This is a genomic window from Paraburkholderia bannensis NBRC 103871 (assembly GCF_000685015.1).
Lineage (GTDB): Bacteria > Pseudomonadota > Gammaproteobacteria > Burkholderiales > Burkholderiaceae > Paraburkholderia > Paraburkholderia bannensis.
Window position 1 is genome coordinate 144,560 of the sequence record NZ_BAYA01000017.1, and the last position, 17,622, is coordinate 162,181.

At 63.2% G+C, this 17,622-nt stretch carries 23 protein-coding genes; all 23 read right to left on the reverse strand.

The window, feature by feature from the left end:
* Nucleotide 1: 1 nt before the first annotated feature.
* Nucleotides 2–2,791, reverse strand: a complete 2,790-nt coding sequence (locus BBA01S_RS25025; RefSeq protein ID WP_027818835.1) for a phage tail tape measure protein — start codon at nt 2,789–2,791, stop codon at nt 2–4.
* Nucleotides 2,784–2,924, reverse strand: coding sequence for a GpE family phage tail protein (locus BBA01S_RS46090; protein WP_042297855.1), 141 nt, complete (start codon nt 2,922–2,924; stop codon nt 2,784–2,786). The genes BBA01S_RS25025 and BBA01S_RS46090 overlap by 8 nt, the downstream gene beginning before the upstream one ends.
* 8 nt (nt 2,925–2,932) lie before the next feature.
* The gene (locus tag BBA01S_RS25035) at nt 2,933–3,292 is read right to left on the reverse strand and encodes a phage tail assembly protein (protein ID WP_027818836.1); all 360 of its coding nucleotides are present in this window, start codon (nt 3,290–3,292) and stop codon (nt 2,933–2,935) included.
* Nucleotides 3,293–3,477: 185 nt separating this feature from the next.
* The gene (locus BBA01S_RS25040; RefSeq protein ID WP_027818837.1) at nt 3,478–3,987 is read right to left on the reverse strand and encodes a phage major tail tube protein; all 510 of its coding nucleotides are present in this window, start codon (nt 3,985–3,987) and stop codon (nt 3,478–3,480) included.
* Nucleotides 3,988–4,014: 27 nt separating this feature from the next.
* The gene (locus BBA01S_RS25045; protein ID WP_027818838.1) at nt 4,015–5,187 is read right to left on the reverse strand and encodes a phage tail sheath protein; all 1,173 of its coding nucleotides are present in this window, start codon (nt 5,185–5,187) and stop codon (nt 4,015–4,017) included.
* A gap of 85 nt (nt 5,188–5,272) precedes the next feature.
* Entirely contained in the window at nt 5,273–5,605 is a 333-nt protein-coding gene (locus BBA01S_RS25050; RefSeq protein WP_027818839.1) for a hypothetical protein, read from the reverse strand.
* Nucleotides 5,606–5,643: 38 nt separating this feature from the next.
* Nucleotides 5,644–6,324 (reverse strand): tail fiber assembly protein, encoded by a 681-nt coding sequence (locus BBA01S_RS42690; RefSeq protein ID WP_042297856.1) that lies wholly within the window; start codon nt 6,322–6,324, stop codon nt 5,644–5,646.
* A gap of 11 nt (nt 6,325–6,335) precedes the next feature.
* Nucleotides 6,336–9,497, reverse strand: a complete 3,162-nt coding sequence (locus BBA01S_RS45285) for a phage tail protein (RefSeq protein WP_052391880.1) — start codon at nt 9,495–9,497, stop codon at nt 6,336–6,338.
* 1 nt (nt 9,498) lies between these two features.
* On the reverse strand, nt 9,499–10,041 hold the full coding sequence (locus tag BBA01S_RS25065) for a phage tail protein I (RefSeq protein WP_027818840.1): 543 nt from the start codon (nt 10,039–10,041) through the stop codon (nt 9,499–9,501).
* Nucleotides 10,034–10,954, reverse strand: coding sequence for a baseplate J/gp47 family protein (locus tag BBA01S_RS25070; protein WP_027818841.1), 921 nt, complete (start codon nt 10,952–10,954; stop codon nt 10,034–10,036). The genes BBA01S_RS25065 and BBA01S_RS25070 overlap by 8 nt, the downstream gene beginning before the upstream one ends.
* Nucleotides 10,951–11,313 (reverse strand): GPW/gp25 family protein, encoded by a 363-nt coding sequence (locus BBA01S_RS25075; protein WP_027818842.1) that lies wholly within the window; start codon nt 11,311–11,313, stop codon nt 10,951–10,953. The genes BBA01S_RS25070 and BBA01S_RS25075 overlap by 4 nt, the downstream gene beginning before the upstream one ends.
* A complete protein-coding gene (locus BBA01S_RS25080) occupies nt 11,310–11,996 on the reverse strand; it encodes a phage baseplate assembly protein V (RefSeq protein WP_027818843.1) in 687 nt (228 codons plus the stop codon). The genes BBA01S_RS25075 and BBA01S_RS25080 overlap by 4 nt, the downstream gene beginning before the upstream one ends.
* Nucleotides 11,997–12,076: 80 nt before the next feature.
* Entirely contained in the window at nt 12,077–12,556 is a 480-nt protein-coding gene (locus BBA01S_RS25085) for a phage virion morphogenesis protein (RefSeq protein WP_027818844.1), read from the reverse strand.
* Nucleotides 12,553–13,059 carry a phage tail protein gene (locus BBA01S_RS42705; RefSeq protein WP_063750567.1) on the reverse strand — a complete coding sequence of 169 codons (507 nt, stop codon included), beginning with the start codon at nt 13,057–13,059 and terminating at the stop codon, nt 12,553–12,555. Before BBA01S_RS42705 ends, BBA01S_RS25085 begins: the two co-directional genes overlap by 4 nt.
* Nucleotides 13,056–13,304, reverse strand: a complete 249-nt coding sequence (lysC, locus tag BBA01S_RS47895; RefSeq protein WP_245641578.1) for an Rz1-like lysis system protein LysC — start codon at nt 13,302–13,304, stop codon at nt 13,056–13,058. The genes BBA01S_RS42705 and lysC overlap by 4 nt, the downstream gene beginning before the upstream one ends.
* Nucleotides 13,198–13,632, reverse strand: a complete 435-nt coding sequence (lysB, locus tag BBA01S_RS48165) for an Rz-like lysis system protein LysB (protein ID WP_027818846.1) — start codon at nt 13,630–13,632, stop codon at nt 13,198–13,200. The genes lysC and lysB overlap by 107 nt, the downstream gene beginning before the upstream one ends.
* Nucleotides 13,629–14,432, reverse strand: a complete 804-nt coding sequence (locus tag BBA01S_RS25105) for an N-acetylmuramidase domain-containing protein (protein WP_027818847.1) — start codon at nt 14,430–14,432, stop codon at nt 13,629–13,631. The genes lysB and BBA01S_RS25105 overlap by 4 nt, the downstream gene beginning before the upstream one ends.
* Nucleotides 14,429–14,701: a phage holin family protein gene (locus BBA01S_RS25110; RefSeq protein WP_027818848.1), complete on the reverse strand. Its 273-nt coding sequence runs from the start codon at nt 14,699–14,701 to the stop codon at nt 14,429–14,431. The genes BBA01S_RS25105 and BBA01S_RS25110 overlap by 4 nt, the downstream gene beginning before the upstream one ends.
* A 2-nt stretch (nt 14,702–14,703) precedes the next feature.
* Nucleotides 14,704–15,048, reverse strand: coding sequence for a putative holin (locus BBA01S_RS25115; protein ID WP_027818849.1), 345 nt, complete (start codon nt 15,046–15,048; stop codon nt 14,704–14,706).
* A 16-nt stretch (nt 15,049–15,064) separates the two neighbouring features.
* Nucleotides 15,065–15,271 (reverse strand): tail protein X, encoded by a 207-nt coding sequence (locus BBA01S_RS25120; RefSeq protein ID WP_027818850.1) that lies wholly within the window; start codon nt 15,269–15,271, stop codon nt 15,065–15,067.
* The gene (locus tag BBA01S_RS25125) at nt 15,271–15,750 is read right to left on the reverse strand and encodes a head completion/stabilization protein (RefSeq protein WP_027818851.1); all 480 of its coding nucleotides are present in this window, start codon (nt 15,748–15,750) and stop codon (nt 15,271–15,273) included. Before BBA01S_RS25125 ends, BBA01S_RS25120 begins: the two co-directional genes overlap by 1 nt.
* A gap of 99 nt (nt 15,751–15,849) precedes the next feature.
* Nucleotides 15,850–16,569, reverse strand: coding sequence for a phage terminase small subunit (gpM, locus tag BBA01S_RS25130; RefSeq protein WP_027818852.1), 720 nt, complete (start codon nt 16,567–16,569; stop codon nt 15,850–15,852).
* A complete protein-coding gene (locus tag BBA01S_RS25135) occupies nt 16,566–17,582 on the reverse strand; it encodes a phage major capsid protein, P2 family (RefSeq protein ID WP_027818853.1) in 1,017 nt (338 codons plus the stop codon). Before BBA01S_RS25135 ends, gpM begins: the two co-directional genes overlap by 4 nt.
* Between the last annotated feature and the right edge of the window lie 40 nt (nt 17,583–17,622).

Genomic DNA, 17,622 nt, shown 5'->3' on the forward strand with positions numbered 1-17,622 from the left:
CTTAGTCGGACAGGTTTGAACCGGCGCGCGCCCGCTTCGAGCGCTCGCGGCGATCCAGCTCGGCGGCGACGGCGCGGCCGATCGCCTTCGGATCGTCGCCGGCCTGCGGGTAAATGTTGATGATGATTGGCGACGGGCCGGCCGGGGCCGCGCTCACGCCGGCGCCTGGCGCTGCGGCGATCGGCGGCCGCGTGTCGATCGGCGTGCTGGGGCGCACGAGCGGCGCCGGCGCCCTGGTCGCATCGCCCACGAACGGAACGACGGCCGGCCGCTCGTTCTGCGGCAGGGCCGAACGGTCGAGCATCGGCGCGGCCGCGCGCGGGGCCATGAGCGGCACGGTTGCCGCGCTCGCGCCCTTCGCGAAGTCGGGTGCGCCGAAAGCCGTCGTCGCGACAGTGGCCATTGCGACGGCCGCTTTCGAGATTCGGCCCTGTTCCCCTTCCATGCCTAGCGCTGCGCCTTGCGCAACGAACCCGCCCAGCTCGGCGAATACGCGGCTCGGGCTGTGAATGCCGAGCTTTTCCTTGAACCATCCAACCGTTGAGCTGGCCACGTTCGTGATCGCATCCTTCACGGCGCCCAGGCCGGTTGTGATGCCGTTCACGAGGCCCGAAATCAGGTGGCCGCCGAGGTCGGAGAATTGCGCCGGCAGGTCGATGCCGAGCATTCCAAGGCCCGCGACGACGCCGCGATACAGCAGCCCGAACGGGCTCCAGTTCACAAAGAGCGCGCCGATCGCGCTGATGCCACTATCGAACGCGCTTCGAACTTCGTTCCAGACGCCGATAAAGAAAGCGCTGATGGGTTGCCAGTTCTGATAGATCAGGTAAGCCGCGCCCGCGATCGCCGCAATGCCGAGCGTGATCCAGCCGATCGGCGTAGTGAGCAGCGCGCGGCCCGCCCACATGGCGGCCGTGCCGAACAGGCGCATTGCACTGGACGCCAGCCCGAGCCCGCGCGCGAGATAGCCGCCCTTCATCCCGAGCGTTTGCATACTGAATTTGACGACGGCCATCGGGCCTAGAACGCCAGCCAGTACGATCGTCAGCGTGCCGAGAATCACGAGCACGGCGGCGATCGCGGCGACGAACGACAGCACGATTTTCGCGGTCGTGCTGTGCTTGTGCGCGAGGTCGATAATCGCGCCGAGCGTCAGGCGGATTTTGTCGAGCGCGGCGTTATAGAGCGGCGCGACGTGTTCGCCGATTTCGAGCTGCAAGTCGCGCATCTTCGCCATCGCATCCAGCTCGCGGCCTTCGGTCTGCTTGCTCGCGAGTGAGTGCAACTGGTCGATACCATACGCGCCCTGATTGAGCTTTTCGCTCTTGTGAATCTGGGCGCGCTGCATGTACATGGTGGCGAACAGGTTAGCCCCGTTGCCGTTCGTCATGATGGTGCCGAACTCGTCGAGAATCTTGCTCTGGTCGGTGATGCCCTTCGCCTTGAGCTTGGGAAGCAAAACCTTTTCCATCCATTCGAACGGTGAGGCCTTGTACAGATCGCCTTCGATGAGCGCGCCCGGTTTGATGCGGCTCACGTTGCCGATCTTGTTGAACTCCACGTTCTTTTTGTCGACAAGGCCGAGTTCGACCATGCGCTTTGCAGCTCGCACGGTTGTCTTGCCCTGCATGAGATTGCTGTATGCGGCAGCAACGCCGGTGCCGGCCGCGTGGCCGCCCATTTCCTGAATGAGCGGTTCCATCTGGTAATAGAACGCGTCTTGCCGCATCTGCTTCGCGGCCGTCTTGCCGGTCTGGATAAAGTTTTTCCACTCGTCTCCGCCGACCCGGCCGCCGGTGGCCGACAGCACTTTTTGAACCTTGTCCGCTTCGCTCTTGAACGTGCCTTCGTCCTTGGTGCCGCCGCGCAGCTCGATCACCTTGAGCATGTTCATGAACTTTTCTTCGTTCTCGTGCCCTTCCTCGGCGCCGAACATCGCTTCGTTGGCGAACTTCATTTTTGCGAGTACGGGCATCGCCATTTGTGCGTGATGCTCGTCGGCAAAGATCGACATTGAATCGCGCATCAACGTCATGTTGTCGGACGTACTGACGCCCATCATCTTCATGGCGCGTGCGTATTTCTCGGCGTCCTTGGTGGCTTCGTCGCCGAGGCCGAGCGCGCCGATGCGGCCGCGCTCGTTCTGTACTTTCTTCGCCTGGTCGATGGATTCGTGCAGATCAGCAAAAACATGCTGGCCGGTTGATTTCGCGGCATAGCCCGCCACGGCCATGCTACCGGCGACGCCCTGCATGGTCTGCATACTCTTGCGCGCGCTCGCGACGCGCTTCTCGCGATCGGCGATCGCATCGAGGCGTTGCATCTGAGCGTTCATCGTTGCCGTGGTGGCGGCGATGTTGGTGCGCAGCTCGCGTTCGTGCTGCGACAGGTTGCGCGTGTCGATGCCGGCGGCCGACAGGCGCGTGCGCAGCTCGTCGAGCGTGGTGTTTTGCTGCTTCTGTTCGGCTCGCAGGTTTGACGCGGCCTGTTTCGCCTTCGCCAGCTCGGCGGTCATCTGCTGCGACGGCGGCCCGAACGCGCGCAGCGAGCCGGTAAGCTCGCGCACGCGCGCGGTCGCCGCGGTGAGTTTGGTCGAGGTGGTTTCTGCGCCGGCGCGCAGCTCGCGGAACATGGCGACGGTCTTCTGCGACTTGCCCATATCGGCCAGCTCGGCCCGCGTTTCCTTGAGCGAGCTGGCAAGCCCCTTGTTACCCGCGAGAATTGTTTTCAGGGGCTTCGTGATGTTGTCGATCATGTCGAACATCACGCGAAGTTTCAGGGCGTTATCCATCGTCGTTATCGCTTCCGTTGCTGTATGGCGAGCGCACGCGCGCCCGCTCGCGCCAGTCCATCAATTCAGCCAGGCCCCATTCGCCCATGAGTTCGGGTGTCCATCCCCCGAAAACAGTCGCGATATCGGCCATTGCGTCTTCTACGCGGTCAGGGATTCCATGCGCGCTTTCGCGGCCTTCGGCATCAAAAAACCCGCGAACATCCCCCCGAGCTGCACGAGGTCGGCAGGGTCGAGCTGCGCGACATCGAATTCGGTAAGCGTCGGCGTGGTGATGCGCGGCAGCACTTTCGAGAGCGCGGAAACGTCGAGATTCACGAGGTCGGCGAGCGACACGCCGCGCAGCTCGCCGGCGCTTGGCTTGCGCAGCGTGAGCTTGTCGATCGTCTGGCCGCCGCGCGTGATCGGGGTATCGAGCGTGTGCGTGTTCGGGTCTTTCGGCGCTTCGGTCTGCGCTGCGCCGGCGGCTTCGAGCTGGTGAGCGTGGCCGGAGTCGGTGATGCCGTGGCTGTGCGTGCCCTGCACTTCCGTCCATGCGGTGTGGCGGTGGCCGCCGTCTTCGGTGATGCTGTGTGCGTGCGAGCCGGATTGCGGGGCGCTGCTGGCTTGGTTGTTCGTTTTCATGGTCTGGATATAGGTGAGGATGGGCGAGCCCGTTGGCGGCCCGCTATGGGGCCGCATCCGGGTTACAGGCCGATGGCCGTGCGAAGGTCTTGCAGCAGGTCGACGCCGTTCACAATCTCGATCATGTTCACGAAATCGAGTTCGATAATCGCCGAGTTGTTCACGGACAGCTTGTAATAGCTCGCGACGGTCGTGAACTTGTGCGCGGTGTCGTCTTTCAGCTTCGCCGAGCCCATGTCAATTTCCTGATGGCGGCCGCGCACGATGACTTCGATTGAGTCGTGCGTCGTCGCATCTTCGGCGCGATAGGCGCCGGCGAAACGCAGCATCACGGCGTCATGCTTCAGTGCGCCGTACTGCTGGAGCGCCGTCTTGAGAAAGCCGCCGGCCGTCCATTCGAACTGGATAGCCTCCTGCCCCTGGTCGATCTTGACCGGGCCACTCATGCCGCCGGCTTGATAGTCCTCCATCTTGCGCGAGAGCTTCGGCAGCGTGAGTTCGGGAACGACGCCGGCATAGCTTTCGCCGTTGTTGAACAGGTTGAAATTCTTGAGTTTGCGCGGCAGTGCCATGCGTTCTATCTCCTGTGATGGCCGGCGTTACGCGTTCACGCGCGACGCGAAATCAGCCAGGTAACGATCGGTGATGCGCTGGCGCAGCATCAGATTTTCGAGCGGGGGCACGGGCGTATAGTCATAGTCGATATAGGCCTCGCCCGACTTCAGCGTGTCGGTGTCGTTGGGTTCCGGGTCGAACCACGAGCCGCCGCCGATCAGATAGCCCTGCGAGGTCATCGAGCGGAACCATCCGTTAATGCTTTCGATGATGTCTTTCGGCAGCGACGGATTGAGCGGGCCGTCGACGACGGGCATTTGCGCCTCGGCGATCGAATCCGCGATCACCTGCGCGGTGCGCGTGTAGTTCTCGAACGCGAACAAAGGATCATCCGAGCAGGTGCGCGAGCCCCAGAAACGATAGCCATTGCGGTTGATGAGCGTCGTCACGTCGTTTTCATTCAGATAGCCCGCATCGGTTGCCGGGTTCTGCAAATCCCAGAAAACGTCCTGGCTGATGCCGACAACGCCATTCACGGCGACGTTCGAAAGCGTCTTGTGCCAGCCCGTATCGTTGTCGATCTTCGCGCGCAGGCCAAGCGCATAGGCCGTGGCCGGGACTTCGACATTCGCATTCTTCGTTTCGTCCCACGCGAGGAAATTCGGCCAGATCACCATGACTTCGCGCTGGCTGAATTGCTTGCGGTACGTGGTCGCTTCTTCCTTCGTCTTGCAGCCGTTCGCGTACACATAGGTAAAGCCGCGCAGCGATTGCGCGAGCGCGGCCAGCTCCACGGCGACGGCCTGCGTATCGAGGAACGGGGCGCCGATGATTCGCGGCTTAACGGACAGCTTCGCCTGCGCCGTAAGCAGCGCTTTCATGCCGGTGTATTTGCCATCAACCGTGACAGTGCCGATTACATTCGTCGAGGTCGCGGCCGCGTCGGCGCCTTCGGCGACGCGCACGACTACGGTGATCGGCTTCGTCTGCTTGCCGATGGCGTCGAGCGTCTTGTAAAGCGTGCCCTTGGTGCCGGCCTTGCCGAGCGCGGCGACAACGTTCGTGATGAGCACGGGCGTGTCGAGCGGGAAGGTTGCCGCGTCGGCATCTTCGGCCGTGCAAACCACGCCGATGATGGCGGTCGAAACCGAACGGATCGGGCGCGTGCCTTCGTTGATTTCGTCAACGCGTACCCCGTGGTGATAGTCCTGCGCCATGTGGTGAACTCCAGTGGTGAGTTAAATCGGGAGTGCGCCCGATCAGTGTTTGTGTGGTGCGCCGGCAGTGCGCCGGCGCGTGCGATTACACGTCGAGGATTTCGGCGCCGGCGAATACGTGACGGTCGACGCCGTACTGCTGGATCACTGCATCAACGGTCGTGCCATCCGGTGCGGCTGCGACGAGCGCCGTCTCGGCGAATTCCCAGGCGTCCTGCCCCTTGGCCGGCAGGCCGTCGAGCTGAATCGCCATCTGCGCGAGCGGTTGCAGGCCTTGCGATAGCGCGGCCGTGTTGTAGAAGCTCGAAACGGTTGCGACGGTGCTATTGGCCTGCTTGTTGAGCGTGACGGAATCGACGCGGTGAATCGTTGCCGGTGCGCCACATGCTGCGATGAGGACTTCTTTTTTCAGTGCCATTTTTCAGATCCTTTACAGAGGTTGGTTTGTTGGTTCGATCACTCGCCGGCGGCGGTGTCTTGCGGTGCGCGCGCGGCTTCCAGCGCTGCCTGTGCGTCTGCGTCTGCCTGTGCCTTCGCGCGGGCATCGGCTTCGACCTGTGCCGCGATTGCGTCGGCGTCAGGCTTCGCCGGCCAGGCGAAATCGTCGGGAAAACTGGCCGAGGCGATCACGTCGACCAGATCGGTCTGGTATTTCGCCCAGGCCTTGAATAGAGCGACTTGCGCCGGCGAGAGCAGCCCAGCGAGGTAGGCGTCGGATTTGCCCGTGTTCGCCGCGCGTGCCGCTTCGATCAGCGCTTCGAATTCCTTCATGGCCGCCGCACGCTTCTGCGCTGCGACAATGACCGGATCGAGCGCCCAGGCGTCATTGCTCCAGACGTATTGATCGGACGGGCGCGGCATGGTGGTGAGGCCTGCGTCGGCCGGCGCAATGCCAGCCATCAGGATTTCGGCCGGTTCGCCGTTCTCGGTGCGGTAAAGCATCTGGCCGCGATAGTCGGGCTTGAGCGTCCATGCGCCGTCGACAAAGAACGGCCATTCGTTGCGCACACGCTCGGGCGGCTGGATATCCGTACAGAAAGCCGGAACTAGCCAGCGATCCTGATTTTTCGGATCAGCGTCGGCCAGATTGGTGCTGATGTACTGGCCCGTCGTGTTGTCGTAGTTATGGATATACACGGTGCTTCCTTTTAGAACGCGCGGATCATCGCCAGCATGGCGACGTTACGCACGCGGGTTTCGTTGCCGCCGTCTGCGTTGACGGTGATCGTGTGGGCGTGGCTGCCCGCGTTGCCGACGCCGACGTTATGGCCGTGCGAGCCGTCAGTCGCGATCGAGTGGTTATGGCCGCCCGCCGGGCTGGTGAGGTAATAGGAGTTGTCGCCGTCGGTGTCTTTCATGCCGACGTGGTTGTTGGACGTATCCCAGAAACCCCACGGCGAGCCAATCCCTGTGTTTTGCGCGTATGGGCTGCCGTGCTGGTGATCGCCGACGCCGCCGGTTCCGCCGCCGTGGCCGTGCGCGCCCTGCGCGTCCGTCCATGCGCTGTGCGCGTGATCGCCCACGGCTGCCGACGAGGCGCCGTGTGCATGAGAACGGTTCTGGCTGTCCTGAAACGATCCAAGCGTGCGGCCGCCGTCAACGCCTCGGCTGTCATCCCAGCAACGCAGAAACTCGCCGCGCAGCTCGGGAATGCGAAACGTGGTTGCGCCGTCCCCACTTGAGAAGCAGCCCTGGCTGCCACTGCCCCAGGTCGCATCAGATACGAGTGCGCCGCTTGCCTGTGCATACGCCCACAAGGCCGGGTAATCGGTTCGCTTCACGACCGCGCCATTCAGCTTCAGATAGCCAGCTCGGGCCGCCGTGCGCGGCTCAAACACGATTTGCCCGACAGTCGCATTCAGCATCGCGGCCGTGACGAAAGCCGTCGTCGAAAGCTGGCTCGAATTGTCGCCAGCGTTCGGCGTCGGCCCCGCTACAGCAGTGTCGAAATACGTCTGACCGGGCGTGAACCGCACTTGCCCATTCGAGTTGCAGGTAATGCCGAACGAGCCGTCGCCGATGTGATAAATGCCGGTATCGGGTGCGCCGTCGTTCGTGAACGTCAGAGAGGGTGCGCCCTGGCTGCCTTCGCTCAGCAAAATCCGTTTGCCAGGGTCGAACCAGACATCGCCCTTCATCGTGCCGCCGTTGTTCACATCGAGCGGCGACAGGTTCGCGGTATCCCACGGCGTCGCGGTGCCGAAAATCGGGCGCTTGGCGAACGTCGTAATAGCGTTCGAACGGTTGATCGACAGCGCGGTCGTTTGACCGGTGCCGTCGTCAGCGATTGCCCTTATTTCCAGGTTGCTGCCTGCGTTGCCGCCCTGTTCGGTATCGCCGTTCTTGCTGATTGTCCAGCGGCCTTTACCGTTGTTATTGAACCAGAGCGTGCCCCAGGCTGCGGCATTGTCGACAGTGACGACCGGGGCTTTAATGTTGCCGGTGAAATTTGCGCCCGAGGTCTGTACCGGGCTCGGCAGGTTGCCCGAATGCCAAACCGGATAGGTGCCGACGATGAGATTGCTTTGAGCGAAATTCCACGCCCATTTGCCTTTCGTGGGCGAGTACCAGCCAGCTTCGTTAGCGTTGCCGAAGAAATAGCCGTCGTTCTGGCCGAGCAGAATTTCGCCTTCGCCATTCGAACGGTTGATCGAGAGCTTATCAATGACGTCCACGCCGTTATTGATAATCACGCGGCCATTGCTGCGCTTGATGACGAACGGATTAAACGACCATGCGCCGGCATCGGTGAACGCCTGAATATAAAAATCCGACCCGTTGTTAGACCCCGATTCAGCGAGCGAATCGGTCATAAGCTGCCAGCGGTTCTTGTCGCCAGTCTGGAATTGGAGGTTGCGTTGTTGCCCCGCATTGGCCCGAATCGCGAGCGGCTTGGCCGAGCCGTCGACATTACTCAAAATGACCGCGCCGCCGAACGTCGTGCTGGCGCCAGTCTGGTCAATCCGTACAGCCCCATCCGACAGCCCCCACGAGAGCGGCCGGTAAGCGTTCCATGTTCCGTAAGGGTCGCCGCTTGCTGTTTGCAGCAGATAGACGTTCGTGCCGTCGTTGCGCAGCATGGTGCCGTAGTTGCCGAACACGGCGCGGAACTGGGCGACAGATGCCGTGGATTGCACTTCGCCGGAAAAGCGGCCGTTGCCCGCAACCTGGAGCGTGCTTGATCCGTCGTCGTTTGCCGTTTGCCCCATCGCCACGCGCCCCGAGGGCAGCACGCGCACGCGTGCGGCGCCGCCCGCAAGGATGTCGGTGAAACCGTTCACGTTTTCCGAGCCGATCGTCGCGTGTCCTGCCGTGCGGAAATATCCGAAAGACGAATCGGACGACACCCACGCGGTCGCTGTGCCGGCGGCGCCGGCAACGTGTGTGCCATACGTTCGGGAGTTGCCCGCGATTTGAACCTGATTTACACCATCGTCATTGGTGGTGCCAAAGAGCGCGCGGCCGGCGCCGCTTATGCGAGCGCGTTCATTGCCCGCCGTCCTCAACACGAGCGCGCCAGCGCCTGACGTCGCGGAGCCATACGCGGCGACAGCGGGGCCGTTCGCGTTGCCGAACCCGAACACGCCAGCATCGGCGGCCGCCTGGCCGTTGATGAAATAGTTCGCCGCGCGCACGCTTCCATCAACCTGCACACGCGTTGAACTATCGTCAGCGATCGGCCCGAACAGGGCGCGGGTGCCGATCTTCGCGATGCCGGTGATGGTCGTATCGCCGTTGACGATCACGGGGCCGGAAAACGTGGGCGCGACTTGCGGCGCGAAACGCGCGGCCGCCTTTTTCGGCGTGATGGCGCGAGCGTCATCGGTGCCAGCGTTGGTTTCCGCCTGCGTGGCCAGCTCGATCACGCCCTGCACGGTTTCACTGGCCGGCGGGTTGAGGAAAGAGGCGGCCGGGAAAGAAAGCGTGGCGGCGTCGATCGAGGCGAATTGCGTGTCGACGGACAGCAGCAGTTGCGCCGCCGGCGACTTTTCCATGATCGCGGCCGCCTGGCTGTAATACGCGGCAAGCGTGCCGTCTTCCAGATAGAAGCCGAAACCGAACAGACTGAACTGGTCGGCCGAGTCGTCGAGCAGCGTCACATGAATCGTATCGGCGGCGATGTTCTGGCCGCCGAACGTGGTGATGCGCTTCAGCTCGTTCGGCAGTTTCGTGAGCTTCTTGTTTGTCGCGTCGAAAGCGGCCGTCGCGAGGCCGATCGAAACAACCTTGTGCGCGTTCGTGCCGGTGTTGCCGGCGGCGACGAGCGCCGCGCGAAACGCGTCCGATATGGTAATGAGGGTTCCGGCCATGTCAGATATCCGAGAGGGTCAGGCGGCGATAGATCGCCGGTTGCGCCGCGCAGGCGACGCCGACGCGGGCCTGCATGGCATAGCCCTGCGTGAATGTGTAGTGATCGCGCACGGACTTCGTGCGCTCGATTTCCGCGATGATGTCGGCGACGTATTCGGCCGTCGCCGGCTCGCCGTCGCGGCCCGATACGGTCATCACAACGTCGAACGTGCCAGGCGTGCCGCGAGGCGTCTTTTCGAACCATGTGCGAAGCACGAGATTGGCGCCGAACGTCGCGACGACTTCACGCACGGCCGCCGCTGTGCCCTTCTTGCGAGCGATCGGAATGGCCTGCTTGACGCGGGCACGCTTGACGCTCTCGGGCCAGTAGTCTTTCCACGTATCGACGCCGAGGTGCCATGCGAGCCACGGCAGCAGATCGGCGCGGATCGTGTCCGGGTTCATGAGCGTGCGCAGGGGCACGTCGATATCGCTGATGGCCGCGTTCGTCGTCGCGAGGTTGCGCTCTAGCGTGGTCGCGTTCGGCGGGAGAAGGTCACTCATTCGTGTATACCCCGCCGTCGATCAGGTTGACGCTCGTGCAGTACGGCGCCTGGAGCTTCGTCGACGGCATATTCGCGAGCGGACTGCGAAGAATGACCTTCTGCACGCCCGCCTGACGCGCGGCCGCATAAACGCCATCAAGCGTAATTTCCATGCCGAGCCGGTGCATGTCGGCCGCGTACTTGGCCATCGCTTTCTGTGCGGCCGCGAGTGCGACGGAGCGATCGGGGCCGGCGAAGAAAATGAGCGTGGCGTCTACCTTCCATTCGTTGATTTGGGCGCCCTGCACGATCACTTCGTCGGTGAGCGGGCGAACATCGTCGGCCGTCAGGGCGGCGCGCACGGCGTCGAGAATGCCGTCGCCGTTCTGGATCGACCCGTTGCCGCTGCGCGAAAGCACGGTCACGACAACCTGACACGGCGTGGGGCTCGTCGCCGACGCATCGAGCACGAGGCCGTGCGCGTTGCGGGCGTGCGAGACGTAGGCGCCTTCGGGGCCGGCGACGGACATACTTTGCGGCGCGAGCTGCGTGCGATAGCGCAGATCGGTGTCTTCTTCCATTACGGCCGGCGTGTTGGTCGCCGGGTTGGCCGGCGTGATCGTCAGGCGTTCGATTTCGAAGAAAGCCGCGAGCTGTTCCAGATCGCCGCCGCCGGCATACGCGAGCATGACCGCGCGCGCCGCGTCGTTCACGCGCTGGCGCAGCACGACTTCACGATAGGCGTTTTCCTGCAACGTCTTGGTAATGGGCTCGGATTCGAGTTCTAGCGTTGCAGCGACTTCGGCCTGGTCGTCGGCCGGATAGAGCGACACAAAGCGCGCCTTGCGGGTGGCCAGGATCGTTTCATAGTCGATGGTTTCGACGATATCGGGCGCGGCGAGCTGGGAAAGGTCGATCGGCGTGGCGCTCACGATGCGGCCCCCGTGGAAAGATTAATGCTCGTGTTGACCGGCTCGCCGGCTTCCGTCGTATAGCCTTCGATATCGAGGTATTGCACGGGTTGGCCGGCGTCGTTCGTGTCCATCGCAAACTGGACGCGCGTGAGCGTTAGCCGCGGTTCCCAGCGCATGAGTGCGGTCGCAGTCGCGGCATAGAGACGCGTGCGCGTTTCATTGTTCGTCGGAGCGTCGATGAGGTCGGGAATATCCGAACCGAACGTGCGGCGCTTGAGGCGCGACGCGAGCGCGGTCGAGAGGATTTGCCCGATTGACTGATAGAGGTGATCGAGCCCGCTGATGGTGCGGCCCGTGATGGCGTTCATGCCTTTCATTGCGGCTTGCTCACGAGATTGCCGTCGCCCTGTTCGCGGTGCGTGTGGCCGATCAGGCTGATGTTTCCGGCCTTCACGTCGCCGGTGAGTTCGGCCGAGCCGTCGATCTTCATGACGGCGCCGGTGCCGCCCTTCCCTGTCATGCCGGCTTCGAAAGAAAGCGGGCCTTTCACGGTGAGCGATTTCGTGACGGTTGCATCGCCATCGAGCGTGATGGTGTCGGCCTGCACGGTTGCGGTTTTGGTCTGCACGTTCACGGCGCCCGGTGCGACGATCAGCACGGTTGCGCCGGCGGGCAGCGTCACGGCCAGCGCGTGCTTGGCGTGGTCATACTCGATCGCGGCGCCGTCGGGATAGACGCGCATGTGCTTGTCGGGGCTGGTGCTCGGCTGCGGCGTGTTCTCGTCGTTCAGGCCGGCCAGCGCGACGCCCTGCGCGGGGTCGCCCATCGGGCAGAAAAGAACAACCTTTTCGCCCTTCGTGATCGGGTTCCATTCGCGGGTGGTGCCGGCGCGAACGGTGAAAAAGGGAATCCAGTTGGTCGTGAGGCCGGGATTGTCGGCGTCGTCAGGATCGCCCACGGAAACGCGACACGTCGGCGGTACGCTTTCGAGGTTGATGTCGAAAACAGATCCTTTGCGGATCATGTTCACGAGTTGGCGGCGGGATTCGTTGGCGTCCATGCAGCCATGTTGCCGACGCCGCTCGCGCGAGGCGAGTAGATGCGCGTGTGACGCGTCTGGATACAAAAAAGCCCCTGCTTTCAGGGGTCTTTTGTGATGTGATGCAACAGTCGATCACGTATCAGTTCGCGATCGGCGTCGGAAAATCCGAGCAGCACGCGGGCAGGATAAAGCGCCATCGGCCCTTTCGGTGCCACGGGCGCCAGCTCGCCGAGCTGGTGAATCCGAGCGATGCGCGCGACGCGGCCGGCGAATCCGATCGCGAGGCCTTCGCCCGTCGCTTCGACCTGCATGTATCGCGACGTGCGCAGCTTCGCGAACATCTTTTGCCGCTTGATGCGGCCGGCCTTGCCGCGCAGGTTCTTCGCGCCGCGCTGGGTTTTCGGTTTGCGTGGCTTGTAGCGCGAGCCGTCCGGGTTCTTCTGTGCCGCGATGCGTGATTGCTGGCTGCGGCGCAGATCGCGCGACACATCGAGCAAGGCCTTGCGCTGGCCGGCTGGCGTGAGCTGCGCGAGCAGCGTCGACGCCCAGCGCTCTACGGCGCGCAGATCGTCGCTCACTTCGGCCATACCTGCGACTCCATGCCATCGCGCTCGCTGCGCACGAATATTGATTCGGGGTCGGGATTCGGCTCGGCAACGTTCGTGATCGTGTACGGCGGTTCGAACGAATCGTCGATGTGGGTGATCGTGCGTCCGCCGTCTGCGTCGACGCCTACGACAACGCATTCGGTGAGCTGGAGCTTGATCGACACGTCCGCGAGTTCGTTTGCGAGGATGTCAACTTCGAACGTAATGCCGTTGGCGCGCGCTTCGGGATCGTTGAGCAAATCCACCTGATAGCGACGAGCCCATTCATTGATGGCGATGAAAAGCAGATCGGCGTCGCCCGCGAAATCGAGCAGGATCACATTGCAGGTGTACCGGTATTCGAACGATGCCGACAGGCCGCCGGATGCCTCAATCACGCCCGCGTCGATATGCACGCTGAGCTTGTCGGGGTCGGTGGCCAGCTCGGGCAGCGCGGCGGTGATCGCCGCGCGCAGGCTTGCGGGCTTTTTCATGGCAAGGCTTTCGCGGCTGCTGTCTCGGCGTCGATCTTCGCCTGTGCCTTCGCCTGACAGTCGACGATCATGTCGACCCTAGCCGCACACATAGCCCATGCGCCCTTGGCGTTTTCGAACGCGTCGTGCAGCTCGCCGTTAGTCGTCGGCGCCATTGCCGGCAGCGTGCAGCGTGATATCACTTGGCATTCCTGGACGGTAAGCGTCGGCGCCGGTTGCGGCGGGCGTGTTTGACAGGCGCACAACGTCGTCAGGCAAAGCAGTGTCAGCCCACGAGCGCACGATCGGATTTTCATGAATGACCTTTCGAATGTCCTCACGCGCGGCGGCGAGCTTGGTCGATACCTTGTCCGTCGACGCGTCGAGTTGCTTTTGCTGGTCGACCTTCTCGTGCGCATTCGCGCGCAGGCCGTCGATTGTCTTGTCGCGCCCTTCGATATCGGCGCGCGCGCCTTCGAGCTGGTGATTCGCGTCGGCCAGCTCGGCGCGCAGCGCGCGAACGTACAGCACGCCGGCGACGAGCAGCGCGAGTGCGATTGCGCCGGCGATCAGCTTCGCGGCGATCGCGTTCATGCGGCCGCCTTCGCAGGTGCGTATTTGTCATACGCGCGGGCGAGCTTCACGTCGTACAGGTTGCGCGCGAAATCCGGTCCGTTGTAGCCCTTGGCGAATGCCGCCCACTTCCGGGCCTTGAGCGCCGCCACGAGGGCGCTATCTGCCGCCACGTAGCGCACAAACGCGTCGAGCTGGTCGGCTTCGCTGTTTTCCATCCGGCTCACGAAATCGACGATGCTTGAATAGCCAAGGCGCTTCCAGTTTTCGCCCATCACCTGAAACGCGCCCCAGCTCGCCGATTCATAGGCGGCCGTGGGGTCGATCAGCTCGGCCGAGCCCAGGCGCGTGTATTCGGCCGCGCCGCCTGAATACCCGCCATAGGTCGGATAGACGATGTTCGGGGTTTTCTGCGCGATCGGGTCGGGGTCGATGCCGATGGCCTTCAGGCGGCGATAGAAAACATGGCGCTCGAAAAGGATCACGGGGCGGCCGTCGAGCAGATAGCCCGAGCCGTGCGATTCGACTTCGTTCACGGCGCGCACGCTGGCGAGCGGCACGTCGAGCGTTTCGGCCGCGCGCACGAGGTCGGCGTCGGCGAGGTGCTTCGGATCGCGGCGGCCCGTCATCAGCGCAGAGTACGTTTTCGGGCCGGCGATGCCGTCGACGACGAGGCCGGTTTTCGTCTGGAGCGCCATCACGGCCGCTTCGGTCGCGGCGTCGAATGCGTTCGTCACGTCGACGGTGTAGCCGGCGCGTTTCAGGCGCGTTTGAAACACGCCGATATCGTTGCCGCGATCGCCGAGGCGGTGAGTTTTCATTGGGGTTCACTCCGAAGCAGACGCGCGACATTGCCGCGCGTAGCGAACACGAAAAAAGCCAGCAGGAACGATTTGCCGGCTTCGAAAAGGCCGGTGCGCTGCGCGTGCATCGCCAGCTCGATCGACGAGCAGCCGAGAGTTACGACGAGCAGCCATGCGACCCATGAAACGTGGTGGCGATGGCGCGCGCCGTTGCGCTGGTAAGTCAGCAGGCGCAGCACGGCCGCGAGCTGCGCAGCGATCGCGAGGATGGCAAGGGTCGTGTGCATGGTCACTCCCCTTTCTTGAGGAAAGCGAGCAGATCGGTGTTTTTCACGCGCTCGATCAGTTGCAGCGTGACGGTAATCACGAGCGAGGCCGCGAAGAACGCAGCGAGGCCGGTCGACTGGATCGGAGTTTCGCGCACGATTTCAGGGGCCGCGAGATAGCCCATCACGAGCGAAATCAGCAGGTACGCAAAGCGCGTGAAAATGCCGATGTTCTTCGATGTGACAACGACGAGCGCAGCGCCCGTGAATGCGCCGATCAGCGCGTTACCGTCGATTCCTGGCACGGCGCCGGCGGCGCCGAGCGCGGCGGAAATCACGACTGCGCTAGTGGTGTTCGGTTCGGCCATACGTGCGGCTCCTGTGTCAATCAAACAGTTGAATCAGCGGCTTGGTGGTCTGCACGGTGCCGAGGTCGGGCATCTCAACAGAGAGGCCGAGGGGCAGCACGGGGCCGTGATCGGCCAGGCCGTTATTCGCTTCCAGTACTGCTTCAACCGTGCCATCGGTGCGGCCGTAGTAACGCCAGCACAGCGCATCGACGGTTTCGCCCTGCTGCGCGATGACTTTCATCAGATCAGCTCGATCGTTGAATGCCTAAGCCCGCGAATGTCCGCGAGCGCGATGCGGACATTGCGCCGCGCCTCGCAAATCGTTTCGTCGAGCGCTTCAGCCTTCTGGCCGCCGGTCTTTGTGGTGTCGAGGCCGCGATATTGCTCCGTCAGATCGGCGCGAACATGGTTGTAGATGGCGCGGCGATAGCGCAGCACATGCGTACTGACGCCGCCGAGCTGTGGTGCGGGCACACTCGCAAGGTCTGCATAGCCGCGCGCGAGCTGGCCGCCCTGCCACGTTTGCAGCTCTGCATTGCAGCTCGCCATTGCATCGAGCGCCGCCGAGCGCAGGCGCGTGTCCGTTACCGTGCCGTCAAGGCGCGTTTCTTCGCGCAGCTCTACAAGGCCAATATCCGGAAACCATCCGTCATTGGTGAGCTTCGCGGTCGTTACGGAAGTCGCTTGCGTCGGCTCAGCGGTGGCGAGAAAGCTACTCATGTCAGGGCGTGGAATAGGTGGCGGTGAACCGGCGTTCGAATCCCGTTGCCGTCAGGTGTTGGGAGTGAACGCCGGTGCCGCCATTGCCGGGGGGGCTCTTTACGTGCGGGCGGCCTGGTGGCCGACCGCATCACTCAGCATCTTTTCGAGCCGAGTAATGTTCTGTTTCACGCCGGCGCGCGCGTCGAGCTGGAGCGCCGCTTGAAGGTAGTGCAGCGCCGATCGCGCGTAACCGAGATCAAGACCGACAAGACCGTCGCTGTCTAGCCGGCCGATGTACGCGAGGCCGATCGCCTTGTTCAGCTTCGCGCGAATCTGGTCGTGCATGTCGGTGCGCTCAGTCAGCTCGCGCACTTCGTTTAGCTGGTCGGCGTCGAACATACCGCCATCGCGCAGCGCCGTGAGCGCGGCGTCGGCGAATTCTTCGGCGACAGCAGCGGCCGTCGATCGCTCGTATCGTGCGGGCAGCGTGAGGCCATGCCGCAGCGCGTAGCGCGCGATTTCGAGCGCGCCAGTGAATTCGCCCGCGTCGATGCGCCAGATCATGACCGTGGTGAGAACGTCGTCTTGTGCGCCGCGCCCGCCCTTGAGTGCGCCTGACACATAGTCGGCGTACTCCGGCAGCACTTCGCGCTTGACTTCGATCTTGCGCGCAACAGACTGAATCTCGTGCAAGCGACGAATGTCGGTGAGCAGCTTCGCAAGCATCAGCTCGTAATGACTGGCGCCAGCGAGCGATTCGCCAGCGGCCGCGGAGGCGGCCGCGCGCTCGGCGCGCACGCGTGCCTGATGTCGACGTGCGGGTGTGGTCATGGTCAGGCCGCTGCCTTCTCGATTTCGATGTTTTCCACCACTGCGCCGCAACCGTAGTCTTCGACGACGTACGCCTCGTTGCTCGATTCGAAGTTCTCCACCTGATCGCGGCGCGGGTTGTCGATGACCGAGCGACGGCGGCCGCCGTTCTGGTAGTAGATCGACAGGTTGTCGAGGCGCGTAATGAGCATCTTGTCGGCCGGGATGAACGGCGCGCTCACAGCCTGCTTGCCGCCGATGCGCTTGCTACTCACAACCAGATCGAGCGCAGCCTGTTCGGTCGCGACGTTGGCGTTGCTCACGATCGGGAAATACTTGTCGTGCAGCAGCGCGCTGCCGAGCACCACGACGACGGACGGATCGTCGCGATACCACTCGTCGAGCAGTTGCAGCGCGTCGAGCACGAGCGCATCGAGATTTTCATAATCGGCGCCCTTGCCGATCTTGACCTTGCCCGAATCCTTGACGACTTCGTGCAGCACACGATCGCCCGCGTTGTCGCGGAACTTCTGGAGCCAGCCCTTGTTCACGTCCTGCAAGAGCGGGTTTTTCGTGCGGTCGGACGTCGCAGCGCGGCTCGTGCCGTTGAAGCCGATGCAGATGCGATCGAGCGCGGTACGCGTCAGGATCGCATCGCGAATCAGCGTCTGGAATTCCGGCTTGTGCGCCCAGGCGTCGAGACGGCCATACGACAGCGCCGTGTCGAAATTCGTCTGCGTGCAGAAATAGCCGCTGTCGTCGAGCGTTGCCGGATCAACGGGCGTGCGATCTTTCGCGCTCGTGTCGGTCGTGCTGGCGATCGGGCCGCCGATACCGAGGCCGATTTTCTGGCCGGCCTGTGCGTCGACGCCGATCATGTTGATGCGCTTCAGGAATTCGCTCGACGCCTGAATGCGACCTTCGAGCGTTTGCTGCACGGACGGGTCGACCGTGAACTTCACGGCGGCATTCGGCACGCCGTTGAGCTTCGCGATATCGCCAAGGTAGGCGTCGAACTTCGCGCGGGTTTCGTTGCGCATAAGGGTAAATCTCCGATTCGTTGAGGGGTTGCGGACGGGA

Excerpts from the sequence above, each read along its gene's own strand:
- BBA01S_RS25025 (WP_027818835.1), bottom strand. The coding sequence starts at position 2,791 with ATGGATAACGCCCTGAAACTTCGCGTGATGTTCGACATGATCGACAAC.
- BBA01S_RS46090 (WP_042297855.1), bottom strand. The coding sequence starts at position 2,924 with ATGGCCGATATCGCGACTGTTTTCGGGGGATGGACACCCGAACTCATG.
- BBA01S_RS25040 (WP_027818837.1), bottom strand. The coding sequence starts at position 3,987 with ATGGCACTGCCGCGCAAACTCAAGAATTTCAACCTGTTCAACAACGGC.
- BBA01S_RS25045 (WP_027818838.1), bottom strand. The coding sequence starts at position 5,187 with ATGGCGCAGGACTATCACCACGGGGTACGCGTTGACGAAATCAACGAA.
- BBA01S_RS25050 (WP_027818839.1), bottom strand. The coding sequence starts at position 5,605 with ATGGCACTGAAAAAAGAAGTCCTCATCGCAGCATGTGGCGCACCGGCA.
- BBA01S_RS45285 (WP_052391880.1), bottom strand. The coding sequence starts at position 9,497 with ATGGCCGGAACCCTCATTACCATATCGGACGCGTTTCGCGCGGCGCTC.
- BBA01S_RS25065 (WP_027818840.1), bottom strand. The coding sequence starts at position 10,041 with ATGAGTGACCTTCTCCCGCCGAACGCGACCACGCTAGAGCGCAACCTC.
- BBA01S_RS25075 (WP_027818842.1), bottom strand. The coding sequence starts at position 11,313 with ATGAAAGGCATGAACGCCATCACGGGCCGCACCATCAGCGGGCTCGAT.
- BBA01S_RS25080 (WP_027818843.1), bottom strand. The coding sequence starts at position 11,996 with ATGGACGCCAACGAATCCCGCCGCCAACTCGTGAACATGATCCGCAAA.
- BBA01S_RS42705 (WP_063750567.1), bottom strand. The coding sequence starts at position 13,059 with ATGAAAAAGCCCGCAAGCCTGCGCGCGGCGATCACCGCCGCGCTGCCC.
- lysB (WP_027818846.1), bottom strand. The coding sequence starts at position 13,632 with ATGAACGCGATCGCCGCGAAGCTGATCGCCGGCGCAATCGCACTCGCG.
- BBA01S_RS25105 (WP_027818847.1), bottom strand. The coding sequence starts at position 14,432 with ATGAAAACTCACCGCCTCGGCGATCGCGGCAACGATATCGGCGTGTTT.
- BBA01S_RS25110 (WP_027818848.1), bottom strand. The coding sequence starts at position 14,701 with ATGCACACGACCCTTGCCATCCTCGCGATCGCTGCGCAGCTCGCGGCC.
- BBA01S_RS25115 (WP_027818849.1), bottom strand. The coding sequence starts at position 15,048 with ATGGCCGAACCGAACACCACTAGCGCAGTCGTGATTTCCGCCGCGCTC.
- BBA01S_RS25120 (WP_027818850.1), bottom strand. The coding sequence starts at position 15,271 with ATGAAAGTCATCGCGCAGCAGGGCGAAACCGTCGATGCGCTGTGCTGG.
- BBA01S_RS25125 (WP_027818851.1), bottom strand. The coding sequence starts at position 15,750 with ATGAGTAGCTTTCTCGCCACCGCTGAGCCGACGCAAGCGACTTCCGTA.
- BBA01S_RS25135 (WP_027818853.1), bottom strand. The coding sequence starts at position 17,582 with ATGCGCAACGAAACCCGCGCGAAGTTCGACGCCTACCTTGGCGATATC.